We start from the raw sequence: 17,224 nt of genomic DNA, 5'->3' as shown, positions 1-17,224 counted from the left end.
TCCCTTCAATTAAAATTCAGTATCAATTAACAGATTAAATAAAAGAGATTAAAGAATGACAACTCGTAAAGGGATTGTATTAGCCGGTGGCTCTGGGACTCGTTTGTATCCTGTAACAATGGCGGTAAGTAAACAGCTACTTCCTATTTATGACAAGCCAATGATTTATTACCCGCTCAGTACGTTAATGCTAGCGGGTATTCGCGACATCTTAATTATCAGCACACCGCAAGATACGCCAAGATTTGAGCAGTTGCTGGGGGACGGCAGCCAATGGGGATTGAAACTGCAATATAAAGTTCAGGAAAGCCCAGATGGATTGGCTCAAGCCTTTATTTTGGGTGAGGAGTTCATTGGCAGTGACAACTGCGCATTGGTTCTAGGCGACAACATTTTCTACGGTCATGACTTGCAAAAACAACTTGAAGCCGCCATCACGAAAGAGTCTGGCGCAACAGTGTTTGCTTATCATGTCAATGATCCTGAGCGCTATGGTGTTGTTGAGTTTGATGCCAACGGCAAGGCTATTTCTTTAGAAGAAAAACCAGCTGAACCTAAGAGTAACTATGCAGTAACCGGTTTATATTTCTATGACAACCGAGTTGTGCAAATGGCTAAAAATTTAAAGCCATCCGCACGTGGCGAGCTAGAGATCACCGATATCAACCGCATCTATTTAGAGCAGGGTAATTTATCTGTTGCCATGATGGGGCGTGGGTATGCTTGGCTTGATACTGGTACGCATGAGAGTTTGATTGAAGCGGCGAATTTCATTCAGACGATAGAGACTCGTCAAGGATTGAAGGTGGCATGCCCAGAGGAAATTGCATATCGCAAAGGTTTTATTAATGCTGAGCAGGTAAGAGCATTAGCAGCCCCGTTGGCTAAGAATGCATATGGTCAGTATTTGTTGAAGATGGTTAAAGGCCGCTAATTTATGAACGTTATTAAAACTGAAATTCCAGATGTTTTGATTTTTGAACCAAAAGTTTTTGGTGATGAGCGTGGTTTTTTCTTTGAAAGTTTCAACCAAAAAGTTTTCGAAGAGGCTGTTGGTTACCCTGTACACTTTGTTCAGGACAACCACTCTAAATCATCAAAGGGTGTTTTGCGTGGTTTACATTATCAACTTGCGCCGTTTGCACAAGGTAAGCTGGTTCGGTGCGTAGCGGGAGAGGTTTTTGATGTTGCTGTCGATATTAGAAAGGATTCAGATACCTTTGGTAAATGGGTGGGAGTTAACCTATCTGCTGAGAACAAGAGACAGCTATGGATTCCTGAAGGGTTTGCGCATGGTTTTTTGGCTTTAAGTGACGAGGTCGAATTTTGCTATAAAACTACTAATTATTACAGTGCGGCATACGAACGAGGAATAAAATGGAATGACCCGCTAATAAATATCAACTGGGGGGTAGGGATTGAGCCTATTCTGTCTATTAAAGATAAAAAAAACAATAACATCAATGAATAGTAAATTATCCATCTAGATATAGTACAGCGAAATCATATTATTAGTTCATGGAGCTAATTCTGAGTTTAAGAATTATAAACATAAAAACTAGAGTCGGATATGCCCTCAAAATTTATTTCATTGTTGGCAATGAAAGGTGATGTGAAGAGATTACTAGGTAATATTTTCTCTCTCGCAATGCTTCAGTTGATCAACTACATATTGCCATTAATTTTAATTCCATATTTAGTTATTCATATCGGGATTAATAATGTTGGAGTAATTGCCACGGCATCAGCGTTGTGTATTTACTTTCAAATGGTATCTGACTATGGGTTTAATCTTACCGCAACTCGTGATGTTGCTGAAAATAGAGAGAACCATGAGAGGTTAGTCGAGATATTTAGTGCTGTGTTCTATATAAAAGTATCTTTTTTATTTGTCTGTTTTTTTATTTTTTTCTTGATAATAAAAAATATATCAATTTATAGCATGTCACTTGATATATATATATATTCATATCTTATTATAGTCGGGCAGTCTCTATTTCCTGTATGGTTTTTTCAGGGGATGGAAAATATGAAGTTTATTACAATAATTAACACAGCTACAAAAATATTTGGAACAATATTGATATTTGTTATGACAAAAAATAGCGATGACGCATTTCTTGTGCCTCTTATTAATGGTGGTGCTTCACTGTTGTCATGTATATTGGGGATGATTATCGCTGGGAGAAAATTTAACATGACAGTGAAGTTGATTAAAATATCTGTAATCCAAAAATATCTAATCGACGGCTGGCATATTTTTGTGTCTAGAGTTGCTTCAACTCTTTATAAAAATTCAAACATAGTAATAATGAGCATGTTCTCTTCTCCTGCTGTTGTAGGGAGTTATTCGATTTGTGAAAGGGTTGTTCGTAGTGTTCAGATGGTTCAGAATGTCATTGGTGATGCGGTATTTCCATTTTTTAATAATAAAAATAAAAACGATTCTGATTACATAAAACGTTTTTTTAAGAAGTATGGAAGAAAAGTTTTTTATTTTTATATTTCTCTTACTTTAATATTTATACTATTCACCCCTGTTATAACTAATATATTTTACCATAATCAAGATATATCTGTTATTATAAATTTTGTTATTTTTTCTGGTGTCATTTTATTTGGTGGTCTTAATTATTTTTATGGCATTTTAGGCTTAGTATCAATTGGGAAAATGAAAGAATTCTCAAAAAATGTTATTATTGTTGGTGTGATAAATATTGTTGTCTGTGTTATTTTATCGATTACATTTAGTAATTATGCTGGGGCAATTTCAGCTACACTTAGCGAGTTTTTATTGCTAGGCTTAATTATGCGCTCATTTTATAAAGCTATAAAAGATTAATTTAATACCGCTAGGAATTATAATGATACATATTGTAAAAAATAACTTTTTGCTAACTGAATACGTATTAAAAGATTTGAATTCTAAAGATATTCATTTGCATTCCATGGATGAATTTGTTGATCTATCAAAGTCTAATAGCAAGAAATTGTTTTTGCGTATTTACTATAGACTGATAGTATTTTTTTTGTTTTCAGTATATGGCATTCTTTTCTTTTTTAAAAAAAATAAAAGAGGATGTGTTATCTATTATGGTATTGATCAGTTTAATCTTTTAGCTCTAATTTTTAAAAAATGTTTGAAGTATAAAAAGCAAAGTTTATGGCTATGGAACCCCTGCTCATCAATTGCAAGAACAACAATTGAACTTCGAATTATATTTTTTATAATGAAGTTCATTGGTATAAAAATCTGGACGTTTGATAAGGATGACGCATCAAAGTTTGGGCTTTTTTATCATCATCAAATTTACTCACAAAAAATAGTCGATGAATATGCTATAAACAAAGAAAAATCAATTTATTCTGGTTTTTTTGTTGGGAAAAATAAAGGTAGAATTGATAAAGTAAAAATAATATCTGAAATTTTTATTAACTCAAACCTAAAATTTTTTCATCACATAACTCGTGACCATATAAATAACTTCAGCGATGCTGTAGTAAAAGACTGTATGCTCAAGGATGAAGATATAGCTTATTCTGACTATTTAGACATATTGATAAACTCTGAGTGTATAGTTGAGATCATACAGAAAGGGCAAAGTGGCTTGACTCTAAGAGCACTTGAGTCTCTTTTTTTTGGCAAAAAATTAATAACAGATAACACTGATATTTCATGCTATGATTTTTATCACAAAAATAATATACTAATAATTGAAAAAGAGATGATTACTACACGCATTCTCACGGGTTTTATGCGGTTACCTTATGTTGAAATTTCTAGAGAAATTAAAGAAAAGTACACTATAAATTCGTTGATTAATACACTAGCCAAATGAAATAACAGGGATTACATGCAGTAAGTATTAAATTGGCTTTGTTTGTATTCAATCCCGATACAGGCTTAATGAGTATATATGACCACTATAGAACCGCTTACATATAAATCTAATATTTTTATTGGACTGCTTTTTGTATTTTTAGCTAGTGCTTTGATTTTTCTACCTATTTGGATTGTACTAGTTCTGCTTTCTATAACTGTGTATTTCTCTAGTGGAAATATTAAGTTTTTGGCATTGATTGTTTTAATTTTGGCCTCAGCATTATTCAACTCAAATGTAGATATTTCTGGAGACATCAGCAATTATAAAATTATCTACTTGGACGTAATTCATTCCGGTTATGTTGATGAGTTTTTGACTGAGCCTTTGCTCATGTTGTTTTATTCTGTCTTAGGTTTTTTTGATGCTGATTTCAGATTTGTTTTATTTACTCAATCCTTATTTATTAATATATGTCTCGCTATAATAGTTCATCGCCATTTTGGCTGGAGGGGCATAAAGTACTATCCTATTATAATTCTATATCCTATTTATATACAGCAAGGGCTATATCTTTCAAGGCAGTCGCTGTCTATAGTATTCTTTATGTTATTAGTCACGCAACCGAAGAGTGAATTGTTCCCTCGGGTGAAATCAACTATATACTCTTTATTGTCTGTTCTTGCTCATTCTATTTCTATTTTATATATTTTTGTTTTCTATATTTCTAATTTTATAAAAAATAGAGTGAAGGTGCGTTGGATATTATTGTTCTATTTTGCTGTTATTTTTTTTCCCTTAAACTCAGAAATTATAAATCAAATAGTAAATTTAGCGAAAAATTTCGCGCCATCAATAGACCGGAAAATAGGTTTTTATCTAAATAATAATTTATCCAATTCAAGTTTGACACTTTATAGTCTTATTTTAATTCCTTTGCATATGAGCTTTATTCTCTTGCTATATTCGATGATGTCGAGATATAAAAGGCCATTGGATTCTATTTCTTTATTTTTTATTGTGTTCTATTTTTTAATCCTCTTTTTTAGAGAGTATGGTATTCTTCCCGAAAGAATATCTATGATTGTGGTCTTTCTAGCGCCATTATTTTTTTATCATATATCAAACATTATTCTAAAATCAGAATATAAAAATATTTCAATGTTTATTGAAACTGTTTTTTTTATTTTTATTATTTTTGTATTTATCAGATTTGTAGTGTTAAATGATTTAGGTGATTATAATATTACTTTTTTTAACAAAGAATCGTTGTTTTATAATGTGGTGTCGTGGATGGTATCTTGAGTTTAATAATATATAGGGAAAAATATGAAATATATTATTGGCAGTGGGTGGTGGTGTTCTAGTTCTGATGATGAAAGAGAAAAGTTATATGGAGATAATGATATTAGAAATGAAAACTTTCATTATCATTGGTATGCTGCTATTCGTAAATATACATCGCCAACTGAAATTATTATTGTAGATAGTAATTCGCCAATAAAGCCAAAATGGGAAATTGGTTTAAAGGTTATCTCCTTAAATGAGAATGCAGGACATTCAACTAACCATACTGGAAAATATTCTGGATGGATGCGGTCTGTCATACATTCAATGTCCTACGCACAAAATTGCGATTGTGATTACTATGTATACATTGAGCAAGATGCACTTATTTTTGGAGAAAAAATAATAGAAAATTGTATAGCGAAAATGAATAAGCCGTACATGTTTGGGAAGTGCAAAGATTTTAACAACCCCTTGCAGCAATCTTTTTTTATTATTAAAAAAGAATATATAGATAGTTTTCTTGCGAAAATATTTCTAATACCATTCTCTGATTCAGAGATGCCTCCTGAGAGAAAGTTTGCATTGGCAACATCTGATTGGTTTTTCTTCATTCCGAAGTTTTTGCTTATTTCATCGCGGTCAAAATTTATTAAGAAAATAACATGGCGACTTCAGAATATGTTTTCCAAAGCCATTGGCAATTATAATTATTTACCAATTGGATATGGAAGGGATAGACCGATAAATATGAGTGATAGGCATTTTTATTTTCAGCATGGTTCAGCGGATGAGTTAAATGAATATTTTAATAAATAAGATTCTATTTCTAATTAGCTCTTTTTTTGAGACTGTTAAATTTATTTTTTTATCTTATTTTTTTTCTTGGAAGCGTCCCCAACTAGAGCAATCATCTTCATATATTATATCACTGACTTCGTATCATAAGAGGTTTGGTACACTACATTTAGTATTGGAATCATTTTTTTATCAAAAATTAAAGCCACGAGAGATTCATCTTTGGTTATCAAAAAAAGATTTAGATATATATGGTGGTATACCAAAAAGAATTAAACGGCTTGAAAATGATGGGCTAATTATTCATATCAAAAATGATGACATTGGTTCGTACAAAAAGCTATCATATATAAACGATCTTCTCATACAAGTTACCGGGATTAAGCATGTTATTACGGCAGACGATGATGTGCTTTATCCTAAATATTGGAGTGAAGAATTGCTTTTAAAAAGTATGAAGGATAATTGTGTTTCATGCTTTCGAGGACATGATTTGCGCATTTATAATGGCATCTTTGATTATAAAAAATCTATGAGCCTTAACGTTTCAGGAAGTGAGCCAAATTACAGTTTATTACCTACAGGGTGCTCAGGTGTTGCTTATCCCATAGGGTCTATATCCCGAGAGGTTTCGAGTTCAGACAAGTTTCTTAGTGTTGCACCTAAAGCAGACGATATTTGGTATAAGGCAATGACACTTAAGAATGGATATAAATCTAGTCGAGTTTATGCACACAATGTGCATTTTCCTGTATTGATTAATTGCTTATCAGAAAGCCTTTATTCAAGCAATGTTAATAATAATGAAAATAATATAAAATTAAAAAATACGTTTCATTTTTTTGATGTAACTAAATATTTTTATTAAAATATAATATCATGTGGCTATAATTTAAGGTGATTTATGGAAGACCTAGTGTCAATAATAATGCCCTCGTTTAATTCAGAGAAAACTATAACTGACAGCATTTCATCAGTTCTTTCTCAATCATATGAAAACTGGGAATTATTAATTACTGATGATATGTCTACAGATGGAACAAAAAGTATAATAGAGTTTTTCAGCGCAAAAGATCATCGGATAAAACCTTTTTTCAATGAGAAAAATTTAGGTGCTGGTTGCTCTAGAAATAATAGCATAACTAAATCCAATGGACGATATATCGCATTTCTAGATAGTGATGATCTATGGAGAAATGACAAACTTGAAAAACAAATAAGTTTCATGAAAAAAAATAATTATGTGCTCACATACAGCGAATATAAAAAAATAAATAGTGATGGTGATGTTTTCGCTCATATAGTTCCTCCTGAACGAGTTAATTACAATGAGCTTTTGAAATCGAATGTTATAGGGTGTCTTACCGCTATTTACGATGCTGAGATACTTGGTAAAGTTTTGATGCCATCTATTAGAAAACGACAGGATATGGCACTATGGCTGACAATTTTGGAGAGGATTGATTTTGCGTATTGCATATCAGAGCCTTTAGCTTTTTATAGGGAAGGCAATGCTAGCTTGTCCTCAAATAAGATGAAGATTCTCTTTACACAGTGGTCTTTTTATCGTCATTACCTCAAGTTTAGTATTTTAAAATCGGCATATTATTTTTCACATTACGCGATTAGAGCCGTTAAAAAACATGGAGTTAAAAAATGAGTGAGTTAGTAACTATAATTGGTGGTGCCGGGTTTATAGGAACAAGGTTGGCCCATGCGCTTGCTAGTGCAAATATTAATTTTAGAATTGTCGATATTAGAAAAAGTACTGAGTATGCATCTCAATGGTTATATGGTGATGTGACTAATACTAGTTCATTACTAGAAGCATTATCTGGAAGTAGCGTTGTTATAAACCTTGCGGCAGAGCATAAAGATAATGTCCATCCAATTAGTCTCTATTATGATGTTAATGTGCAAGGCGCTAAGAATGTTTGTGACGCAGTTGAACAATTAGGAATTAAGCATATTGTATTCACATCATCTGTCGCTGTTTATGGATTTGTAGAAAAAGAAACAGGTGAGGATGGTGAGTTTCATCCGTTCAACGACTATGGTAAATCTAAGCTTGAAGCTGAATATGTTTATGATTCATGGCAAGCAAGGGATACAGAACGTACACTCGTTACAATTCGTCCTACAGTTGTATTTGGCGAAAATAACCGAGGCAATGTTTATAATTTATTCCGCCAGATTGCTTCAGGTAAGTTCCTGATGATTGGTGCTGGTAATAACCAAAAGTCTATGGCTTACGTTGAGAATATTGCAGCATTCTTAAAGTTTGCTACAACATTTGGGTCAGGACGTCATGTATTTAACTACATCGATAAACCTGATTTTACAATGAACGAACTTACCGATGTTATTTGCTCTGCCTTGCATAGGAAAAAGAATAATATTCGAATTCCATATGCAATCGGGATTGCTGGTGGTTATTGCCTTGACATACTGTCTAAGATCACGGGAAAAGAATTCCCAGTGAGCTGTATTCGTGTTAAAAAATTCTGCGCGCGTACTCAATTTAAATCTCATAGTATTACTGCTACTGGGTTTAAGCCGCCAGTAACGCTTGAACAGGGAATTGCAAATACCGTCCGCCATGAATTTCTGGAAAAGCATTAAAATGACAAACATCAAAGCCGTCATCCCCGTCGCAGGCCTTGGCATGAAAATGCTGCCTGCAACTAAAGCTATTCCGAAAGAACTTTTGCCAATTGTTGATATTCCGCTTATTCAGAAGATCGTAAATGAGTGTGTTGCTGCGGGCATCAAAGAAATTATTTTGGTCACTAACTCTTCTAAGAATGCAATCGAAAACCACTTTGATACTTCTTACGAATTGGAAGCATTGCTGGAAGCTCGTGTAAAACGTCAGTTATTGGCTGAAGTTCAGTCAATCTGTCCGAAAGGCGTTACGATTAACAGCGTACGTCAGCACAAACAACTTGGTTTGGGCCATGCTATTCTTTGTGCCAAACCACTAGTAGGTAATAACCCGTTTGTGGTGGTGTTGCCTGATATCCTTTTGGACGACTCTACCTATGATGCTTCGAGAGAGAATTTAGCATCGATGGTACAACGTTTCAGTGAAACAGGCCGAAGTCAGGTGCTTGTGCAATCGACGCCTATCGAAGAGTTATCAGAGTATTCGGTAATTAACTGCGACAATGAAGTCCTTGAGCCGGGGCAAGCTGCGCGTATGACGTCTATCGTAGAAAAACCTGAAAATGCGGAGATGTATAATTCCGATTTATCAGCGGTGGGTCGTTATGTTCTTTCTAGCGCTATTTGGCCTATTCTTGAAACCACTGGTTATGGCGCTTGGGAGCGTATTCAGCTTTCGGATGCCATTGCAACGATGCTGCAGCATCTACCTGTTGAAGCCTATCGATTAGTAGGTAAGGCATACAACTGTGGTGAAAAGCTTGGTTATGCTGAGGCGTTTGTCGCTTATGGTCTGAATCACCCATCACAGGGGACCGCATTCAAAAATTGGTTAAAACAGCTGCAGAAATCAATCTAGGTATCAATTAAGAATGAAATGATTTGTTAAAAGACTCTTTCGATTTAGAGTTCGTTAGATATATTGTTGATTTTTTAATATATTATTCGATACCTTAACAATTCATTTTTTCAGAGAAATTTTCATGAAAATTGCAATTAGTGGTACGGGTTATGTTGGGTTATCTAATGGTCTCTTGATCGCTCAAAATCATGAAGTTGTCGCGTTAGATATTATTAAATCAAAGGTAGAGTTATTAAATCAAAAAAAATCACCTATCGTTGATAAAGAAATTGAGAGTTATTTAGCCCACAAACCTCTTAACTTTCGTGCAACCATCGATAAAGAAGATGCATATCTAGGCGCTGACTTTGTCATCATTGCAACGCCAACGGATTACGATCCTAAAACCAACTATTTCAACACAACGTCGGTGGAGTCAGTCATTAGAGATGTGCTGACGATAAATCCTGATGCGGTGATGGTGATTAAGTCAACGGTGCCAGTTGGTTACACGCAGAAAATTCGTGAAGAGTTTGGGATTGATAACATTTTCTTCTCACCTGAGTTTTTACGTGAAGGGCGCGCGCTTTACGATAATCTTTATCCGTCGAGAATTGTGATTGGTGAACGATCAGAGCGGGCAGAGAAATTTGCCGCGCTGCTAGTTGAAGGTGCAATCAAAGAAGATATTCAGGTCCTTTTCACTGATTCAACTGAAGCAGAGGCCATTAAATTATTCGCCAATACCTATTTGGCGATGCGTGTGGCTTACTTTAATGAGCTGGATAGCTATGCAGAAGCGCTTGGTTTGAACACGCGTCAGATTATTGATGGTGTCTGCTTAGATCCCCGTATCGGTAATCATTACAATAATCCATCGTTTGGTTATGGTGGATATTGCTTACCGAAAGATACTAAGCAGCTACTGGCTAACTATTCATCAGTACCGAATAATCTCATCGGCGCTATCGTTGATGCAAACCGCACGCGTAAAGATTTTATTGCCGAATCGATTTTGTCGCATCAGCCCAAAACGGTAGGTATTTACCGTTTGATCATGAAGAGCGGTTCCGATAACTTCCGGGCGTCGTCGATTCAAGGGATCATGAAACGCATCAAAGCGAAAGGCGTTGAGGTAGTGATCTATGAGCCGGTGATGGAAGAAGATAGCTTCTTTAATTCGCCAGTGATGCGCGATCTGGACGCATTTAAAGCACGTTCTGACATTATTATCTCTAACCGCATGGATGAGCCGTTGATGGATGTGGCGAATAAAGTCTATACCCGCGATCTATTTGGAGGCGATTAATCCTTAGTGAGCACGCGAGTTCGTGAACTAAATGTAAAAGCCCGCTTGCGGGCTTTTTTTATATTTTAAACTCACAGTTTTAGCAAACGTATGCGTACACCTTCTGAACGCTTGAAACATCTATCGCATCAATCGCTATCCCATTAACTGCAAGCTGAGTTAACATAGCTGCCACACATGTGCTGTGAGGAGAGTCCTCGCAGGTATCATCCCTTAGACAGGAGTTTCCAATGTCCAAACAACAGATCGGCGTTGTCGGTATGGCAGTGATGGGGCGTAACCTTGCGCTCAACATCGAAAGCCGCGGTTATACCGTATCCATCTTTAACCGTTCCACGGACAAGACCGACGAAGTCGTTGCTGAGAACCCGGGTAAGAATTTAGTACCTTATTATACGGTACAGGAATTCGTTGAATCCCTTGAGAAGCCTCGTCGTATCCTGTTGATGGTGAAGGCTGGTGAAGCTACCGATAAGACTATCGATTCTCTGAAGCCTTATCTGGAAAAAGGCGACATCCTGATCGATGGCGGTAATACCTTCTTCCAAGACACGATTCGTCGTAACCGCGAACTGTCTGCCGAAGGTTTTAACTTCATTGGTACCGGTGTTTCTGGTGGTGAAGAAGGTGCGCTGAAAGGGCCATCGATCATGCCTGGTGGTCAGAAGCATGCCTATGAACTGGTTGCTCCTATCCTGAAAAAAATTGCTGCAGTTGCAGAAGACGGCGAAGCATGCGTAACCTACATCGGTTCTGATGGCGCTGGCCACTATGTGAAAATGGTTCACAACGGTATCGAATACGGTGATATGCAGCTGATTGCTGAAGCGTATTCTCTGCTGAAACATGGTTTAAATCTGTCTAACGATGAACTGGCAACAACCTTTACCGAATGGAATAAAGGTGAACTGAACAGTTATCTGATCGACATTACCAAAGATATCTTCACCAAAAAAGATGAAGAAGGTAAATATCTGGTTGATGTGATCTTGGATGAAGCTGCAAACAAAGGCACCGGTAAATGGACCAGCCAGAGCTCTCTGGATCTGGGTGAGCCGCTGTCACTGATCACCGAGTCAGTGTTTGCGCGTTACATCTCCTCGTTGAAGGATCAGCGCGTCGCAGCATCTAAAGTACTGTCTGGGCCGAAAGCTCAGGTCTTTAGCGGTGATAAAGCTGAGTTCGTCGAGAAAGTTCGCCGTGCACTGTACCTCGGTAAAATCGTTTCTTACGCGCAGGGCTTCTCTCAGCTGCGTGCTGCATCAGAAGAATACAGCTGGGATTTGAACTACGGTGAGATTGCTAAAATCTTCCGTGCCGGCTGCATTATTCGTGCACAGTTCCTGCAGAAAATCACTGACGCCTATGCTCAGGATGCCTCAATTGCAAACCTGCTGCTGGCTCCGTACTTCAAGCAAGTTGCTGATGAATACCAGCAAGCGCTGCGTGACGTGGTGTCTTACGCTGTACAGAATGGTATCCCAACGCCAACTTTCTCTGCTGCGATTTCTTACTACGACAGCTATCGCTCGGCGGTACTGCCAGCTAACCTGATTCAGGCGCAGCGCGACTACTTTGGCGCACATACTTATAAGCGCACTGACAAAGAAGGCGTATTCCACACCGAGTGGCTGCAAGACTAATATTTTGCGCATTTAAGCGTAGATACCTAGATCCGGGCTTGCCCGGATTTTTTTCGCCCAAAATCGATGCGTTTGCTCGAAATTGCAGCATTTAGTCATCTTTATTCACTATTCGAGGTGTTTTTATCATGTTGCCGAGTGGCTAAACTGGGTAATATAAGAATAGTGAGAGGCTATACCTCGAAGCCGTGAAACGGTATCTTGTTAGTCACAGCCTGATTTGAAGTTTTCTACTTAAGCAAAGGTATCAAGATGGAAAATGTGAATAAGCCGACTTTCCAAAACGTTCTGGAATTTGTGCGTATGTTCCGCCGTAAAAACAAGTTACAGCGTGAAATCGTGGATAATGAGAAAAAAATCCGTGATAACCAGAAACGCGTGTTGTTGTTAGACAACCTGAGTGAATACATCAAGCCAGGTATGAGTGTTGAAGCGATTCAGGCGATCATTGCCGATATGCGTGGCAACTACGAAGATCGTGTTGATGACTACATCATCAAGAACGCCGATCTGTCTAAAGAGCGTCGTGAGCTTTCCAAAAAGCTTAAAGCGTTGGGCGAAGGCGAAGCTAAGTAAGATCCTATCCCACAGGCAGGGCACTCCGCTCTGCCTGCACCCCCATTAGGTTGTTCCATTCTTATCACACCATGCGTATTTTTTTATGAAATCCCTCGCTCGCTTAGATTCGGTTTGAATATAAGGTGTGTAATAAAAAGCAAAAAACCCGCTTAGTTTCCTAAGCAGGTTTCTTAAATATGGCTCCTCTGACTGGACTCGAACCAGTGACATACGGATTAACAGTCCGCCGTTCTACCGACTGAACTACAGAGGAATCGTTTGAACGAGGCGAATATTAGCGAGCTTACCCTACCTTGTAAAGCTCAAAAACAAATATCCGGTTTGATTGCTTAGCAAATCAGCAAAATGTCGTTTTTTTAGCAGGTTATGGTACAGGGTTGTGCTGCAATTGCAGTTTACATCAATATCGCAGCAAGGATTGTGCGGTGTTAAACGCTGGCTACACGCATCCGATCGACATCACGCTGCGGTGGATTGCCAAATTCTCTCTTGTACTCACGGTTGAACTGGGAAGCGCTTTCATATCCAACTTGAAACGCTGCAGTAGCACCATCAAGTTCTTCCACTAGCATTAACCTCTGAGCCTCATACAAACGCAGGCGTTTTTGAAATTGCAGGGGGCTAAAAGAGGTGACTTTACGAAAATGACGGTGAAAGGTTGAGACCGACATATGAGCGAGGTTGGCTAGTTGTTCAATTTCCAGTGGAGCGAGAAAGTTATCTCGTAGCCGGCTGACTGATTTCGCCACGCGCTGGTTGTGAGAGCCTTCGGTCGCTAAAGCACGTAGGTATTCTCCCATCTCTCCAATGAGCAGGTAATAGTGAATCTCCCGGATGATCAACGGGGCAAGCACTTCGATGTGCTGTGGCGTGTGTAACAGACGAATTAGTCTCAAAAAAGCATCGGCTATTTCTGGTGTGGACGGAATAACGCAAATTCCCTTATGTGAATTACAAGGGTTGATTGTTCCCATATTTACCGATATTTCAGTAACTAATGCTAAGTCCAAAACGAGATCTACGCAGAGAAAAGGTGCATCAGCCGCAACCTTGATGTCATTGATTATGCAAGGTGCATCGATGCCAGTGACCATAATCTGGCCTTCACCATACGCCAACCGTTCATTGCCGGTCAGCGATTCCATCTGTCCTTGCACAATAAACTCAATCGCTGGCTGGTATATACAGCTTTCATCGCGTGCAGCGCGATCGCGTCGGATAAGCTCAAGCCCATCAATTAATGAACTCGTTTTGCCTGTAGCAGGGAGTAGATCTTGCAGCTGTTGTTTTAAGTGGCCGTAAATTGTTTTCATCACATTTGCACGGAGATATTTCAGGTGTTCAGCATAGTTGCGGCTGATTCGGAATACAAATGCTCTAACTATGATGTGAGAGAATTGGGCAATAATTTGCTTGTATCAGGCATTACATTCATCACGCTGAACGATAGTATTTCTCTTCGTCGAAAGTGCTCATATCAATCGATATTGAACATTTTTATGGAGCCGGAGGCTGAGCAAATAGAGAATCAGTGAGACACCGGTGTGCCATTATTATGAAATAAGGACTGCATGATGAAACCGCAAATTACTGTTCATATGGAAGCTACTGTCGATGGACGTTTGGTCACTACTCGTTATAGTCAGCCATTCAGTGGCAAGACCACGGATGAAGTATTAGATATCTATTTCCGTGTGGCGGAAAAGGTGGGAGGGGAAGCCACAATTCTCGGACGAGTCACTCTGCAAGAGTTTCTGTCACTGAATAGCTTTAAGCATCGGGGCGAAGCCCCAACGCAAAGCAGTGAAAATTATAATGCGGCACGTTCAGGTAAACGTATTTTCATCGTTACCGACCCAAACGGAAAAGTGATGTATGAAAAGAACTCTGACTATCATTTTATTACTTTGCTAAATAAGCAGGTCTCCGACCGTTACTTAGCGCACCTGCGTGAATGCAATGTTTCTTGGATTTTTGCAGGCTCTGATGGAAAAGATATGTCGAAGGCGATGGATGTTCTCGGCAGTGACTTTGGCTTTACTCACCTACGACTTGAGGGCGGTGGGACGATCAATGGCACCTTCCTGAAAGCAGGGCTGTTAGATGCACTGAGCTTGCTTATTTATCCAGGCATTGATGGTCTTTCTGGGGTGTCTTCTATATTTGAATATCGTGGAAAAGCAGACGAACTTCCAGCCGCAGGTCAGGCACTGGAACTCAAATCGGTTGAAACACTGCAGGACGGTATGGTGTGGATGCAATACAAGTTCCACAAGATCTAATTTGTGAGCAATAAAGTTTCAAGTCTAGAAATGAAAAACGCCTCGCATTTCTTTCGAAGTGCAAGGCGTTAAATATGGCTCCTCTGACTGGACTCGAACCAGTGACATACGGATTAACAGTCCGCCGTTCTACCGACTGAACTACAGAGGAATCGTGTGAACGGGGCGAATAATAGCGAGTACGTATTCGGCTGTAAAGCGTTAAAAATGAAATAAGGTTTATTTGATTAATTTATCTTCATCACGTTGATTTTTTTGAATTATATAGATGATTTTTCATCATTTGTTGGCTTGTATGCATTTGAAAGATAAAACCTGCAAAAGTGGGTGTATGTTGAATAGATGGCGGGCAACTATATGAATTTCAGTGGATCAAGTTTCTTAGATTAACATAACAAAAAGCCCGCTCAAGTTTCCTTAAGCAGGCTTCTTAAATATGGCTCCTCTGACTGGACTCGAACCAGTGACATACGGATTAACAGTCCGCCGTTCTACCGACTGAACTACAGAGGAATCGTTTGAACGAGGCGAATAATAGCGGCCTGCCATGAGACTGTAAAGCCTAAATCGCTATTTTTACGCTGTTCGCTTATCTTCTAAGCAGAATGATGAATATTTGTCTCTTTGCCACTAATTATGACTGAAAAGCGAAGCAAGCTTTTTTGCTGAAAACCAAAAAGCAAAAAGCCCGCTTAAGTTTCCTTAAGCAGGCTTTTCAAATATGGCTCCTCTGACTGGACTCGAACCAGTGACATACGGATTAACAGTCCGCCGTTCTACCGACTGAACTACAGAGGAATCGTTTGAACGGGGCAGATATTAGCGAGCACGGCGGTGACTGTCAACGGCTAATTAAAATAGTGAGATTGATTGCTGATTAAGTGCACAAAAAGCTAAAACTTTGTTCTTTATCGCAAAGTAACTCTTTTATTTTTCTTACTATTGTGCGGTTTAATCACATACTGGAATACTTATGCGTGCTAAGGATTTAGTCTCATCGAGCCAGTTCTATCCCCTCAGACTGCTGCCGGGAACAGAGTTAATTGCCGAGTTAAGGCAGTTTATTGCCAATAATCATATTAAAGCTGGTTGGATCGCTTCGGTAGTTGGAAGCCTCTCGACCGTTTCATTGCGGTACGCTGGATGCGAGCGCACTAGCTTAATTGAAGGGAAATTTGAAGTTATCGCCCTCGGTGGAACTTTAGATAGCCAATTCGAACATCTGCACATGTCGGTTGCCGATGAAACCGGACGAATGATCGGCGGCCATGTTATGCCTGGAAATATCGTTAGAACGACGTTAGAAGTCATCATTGGTGAGCTGTGTGATGCCGATTTTTCGCGTCAGCACTGTGTTTTATCTGGCTACGGAGAGTTAGCTATCGCACCCCGCAACAATCTTAAGGATGAGCGTAAATGAAAGAGAAACGCCAATTTTCTAGCCGTAGCTTAGTTCTGATTGTCATTTGTGTCGCGATTAACATGATCGCAGGGCAGATGATTTCTATGCTTAAACTGCCACTTTTTTTAGATTCGATTGGCACGGTGCTATGCGCAGTGCTGGCGGGACCGTGGGTTGCGTTGTTTACAGGGCTAGTGACTAACTTACTCTGGGGGCTTTTAACTGGCCCGATTGCGGCTGCTTTTGCGCCTGTTTCCATGGTTATTGGCTGTGTTGCCGGTGTGATGGCGCGTGCGGGGTGGTTTAAATCGTTTGGCCGTGTCGTGATAACTGGCGTAGTAATCACATTGTGTTTAACGGTAGTCGCTGTGCCTATTCGATCTTATCTGTTTGGTGGGGCGACAGGAAGCGGTGCTGACTTCGTGGTGGCTTATTTGCATGCTGTGGGCGAAGGGCTGCAAGAGTCCGTTGCCTTCACCGTTGTCGGTGTGAATCTCATTGATAAAATCTTAACCGCGTTGATCGTATGGGCGCTTCTACGCCGCATGCCAGAGCGCACACGCCATAATTTCCCTCATATGGCTCCGATACGTTAATG

17 protein-coding genes and 4 tRNA genes are annotated in these 17,224 nt (G+C 38.7%); 16 read left to right on the top strand and 5 right to left on the bottom strand.

Going from position 1 to position 17,224, the window contains the following annotated elements:
* The first annotated feature begins 55 nt into the window (after window positions 1–55).
* The 13 genes from rfbA (at window position 56) to tmaR (ending at window position 12,939) form a co-directional block, all read left to right on the top strand.
* Complete coding sequence (gene rfbA / locus CPY98_RS12860; protein ID WP_096387978.1) at window positions 56–934, top strand: glucose-1-phosphate thymidylyltransferase RfbA; 879 nt, start codon at window positions 56–58, stop codon at window positions 932–934.
* Between the two features lie 3 nt (window positions 935–937).
* Entirely contained in the window at window positions 938–1,471 is a 534-nt protein-coding gene (gene rfbC / locus CPY98_RS12855; protein WP_096387976.1) for a dTDP-4-dehydrorhamnose 3,5-epimerase, read from the top strand.
* Between the two features lie 99 nt (window positions 1,472–1,570).
* Complete coding sequence (locus tag CPY98_RS12850; RefSeq protein ID WP_096387974.1) at window positions 1,571–2,842, top strand: oligosaccharide flippase family protein; 1,272 nt, start codon at window positions 1,571–1,573, stop codon at window positions 2,840–2,842.
* A 22-nt stretch (window positions 2,843–2,864) separates the two neighbouring features.
* Window positions 2,865–3,839, top strand: a complete 975-nt coding sequence (locus CPY98_RS12845) for a hypothetical protein (protein ID WP_096387972.1) — start codon at window positions 2,865–2,867, stop codon at window positions 3,837–3,839.
* Window positions 3,840–3,917: 78 nt separating this feature from the next.
* Window positions 3,918–5,126, top strand: a complete 1,209-nt coding sequence (locus tag CPY98_RS12840; RefSeq protein WP_096387970.1) for an EpsG family protein — start codon at window positions 3,918–3,920, stop codon at window positions 5,124–5,126.
* Window positions 5,127–5,150: 24 nt separating this feature from the next.
* Window positions 5,151–5,927, top strand: a complete 777-nt coding sequence (locus CPY98_RS12835; RefSeq protein WP_096387968.1) for a hypothetical protein — start codon at window positions 5,151–5,153, stop codon at window positions 5,925–5,927.
* Window positions 5,908–6,774 carry a hypothetical protein gene (locus CPY98_RS12830; RefSeq protein WP_096387966.1) on the top strand — a complete coding sequence of 289 codons (867 nt, stop codon included), beginning with the start codon at window positions 5,908–5,910 and terminating at the stop codon, window positions 6,772–6,774. The genes CPY98_RS12835 and CPY98_RS12830 overlap by 20 nt, the downstream gene beginning before the upstream one ends.
* A 36-nt stretch (window positions 6,775–6,810) precedes the next feature.
* Window positions 6,811–7,566, top strand: a complete 756-nt coding sequence (locus CPY98_RS12825) for a glycosyltransferase family 2 protein (RefSeq protein ID WP_096387964.1) — start codon at window positions 6,811–6,813, stop codon at window positions 7,564–7,566.
* Complete coding sequence (locus CPY98_RS12820) at window positions 7,563–8,528, top strand: NAD(P)-dependent oxidoreductase (protein ID WP_096387962.1); 966 nt, start codon at window positions 7,563–7,565, stop codon at window positions 8,526–8,528. The genes CPY98_RS12825 and CPY98_RS12820 overlap by 4 nt, the downstream gene beginning before the upstream one ends.
* A 1-nt stretch (window position 8,529) precedes the next feature.
* Window positions 8,530–9,429, top strand: a complete 900-nt coding sequence (locus tag CPY98_RS12815) for a sugar phosphate nucleotidyltransferase (protein ID WP_096387960.1) — start codon at window positions 8,530–8,532, stop codon at window positions 9,427–9,429.
* A gap of 124 nt (window positions 9,430–9,553) precedes the next feature.
* Window positions 9,554–10,720: a UDP-glucose 6-dehydrogenase gene (ugd, locus tag CPY98_RS12810; protein ID WP_096387958.1), complete on the top strand. Its 1,167-nt coding sequence runs from the start codon at window positions 9,554–9,556 to the stop codon at window positions 10,718–10,720.
* Window positions 10,721–10,950: 230 nt separating this feature from the next.
* A complete protein-coding gene (gene gndA / locus CPY98_RS12805; protein ID WP_025798201.1) occupies window positions 10,951–12,363 on the top strand; it encodes an NADP-dependent phosphogluconate dehydrogenase in 1,413 nt (470 codons plus the stop codon).
* 252 nt (window positions 12,364–12,615) lie between these two features.
* Complete coding sequence (gene tmaR / locus CPY98_RS12800) at window positions 12,616–12,939, top strand: PTS system regulator TmaR (protein WP_025798203.1); 324 nt, start codon at window positions 12,616–12,618, stop codon at window positions 12,937–12,939.
* Between the two features lie 180 nt (window positions 12,940–13,119).
* Here tmaR and CPY98_RS12795 read toward each other — a convergent pair.
* Window positions 13,120–13,195 (bottom strand) — tRNA-Asn (locus CPY98_RS12795).
* Between the two features lie 175 nt (window positions 13,196–13,370).
* The gene (locus CPY98_RS12790) at window positions 13,371–14,255 is read right to left on the bottom strand and encodes an AraC family transcriptional regulator (RefSeq protein ID WP_096387956.1); all 885 of its coding nucleotides are present in this window, start codon (window positions 14,253–14,255) and stop codon (window positions 13,371–13,373) included.
* Window positions 14,256–14,513: 258 nt separating this feature from the next.
* Here CPY98_RS12790 and CPY98_RS12785 point away from each other — a divergent pair, with 258 nt between their 5' ends.
* The gene (locus CPY98_RS12785) at window positions 14,514–15,224 is read left to right on the top strand and encodes a dihydrofolate reductase family protein (RefSeq protein WP_096387954.1); all 711 of its coding nucleotides are present in this window, start codon (window positions 14,514–14,516) and stop codon (window positions 15,222–15,224) included.
* 75 nt (window positions 15,225–15,299) lie between these two features.
* Here CPY98_RS12785 and CPY98_RS12780 read toward each other — a convergent pair.
* The 3 genes from CPY98_RS12780 to CPY98_RS12770 form a co-directional block, all read right to left on the bottom strand.
* Window positions 15,300–15,375: transfer RNA gene (locus CPY98_RS12780), tRNA-Asn, on the bottom strand.
* Between the two features lie 286 nt (window positions 15,376–15,661).
* Window positions 15,662–15,737: transfer RNA gene (locus CPY98_RS12775), tRNA-Asn, on the bottom strand.
* 209 nt (window positions 15,738–15,946) lie between these two features.
* A tRNA-Asn gene (locus tag CPY98_RS12770) sits at window positions 15,947–16,022 on the bottom strand.
* 175 nt (window positions 16,023–16,197) lie between these two features.
* Here CPY98_RS12770 and CPY98_RS12765 point away from each other — a divergent pair.
* Together CPY98_RS12765 and CPY98_RS12760 are read left to right on the top strand one after the other, a co-directional pair.
* Entirely contained in the window at window positions 16,198–16,644 is a 447-nt protein-coding gene (locus CPY98_RS12765) for a PPC domain-containing DNA-binding protein (RefSeq protein ID WP_096387952.1), read from the top strand.
* Window positions 16,641–17,222, top strand: coding sequence for an ECF transporter S component (locus tag CPY98_RS12760; protein WP_096387950.1), 582 nt, complete (start codon window positions 16,641–16,643; stop codon window positions 17,220–17,222). The genes CPY98_RS12765 and CPY98_RS12760 overlap by 4 nt, the downstream gene beginning before the upstream one ends.
* Window positions 17,223–17,224 lie beyond the last annotated feature (2 nt).

Source organism: Hafnia sp. CBA7124, assembly GCF_002355555.1.
Lineage (GTDB): Bacteria > Pseudomonadota > Gammaproteobacteria > Enterobacterales > Enterobacteriaceae > Hafnia > Hafnia alvei.
This window is presented reverse-complemented; position numbering and strand designations above follow the sequence as displayed.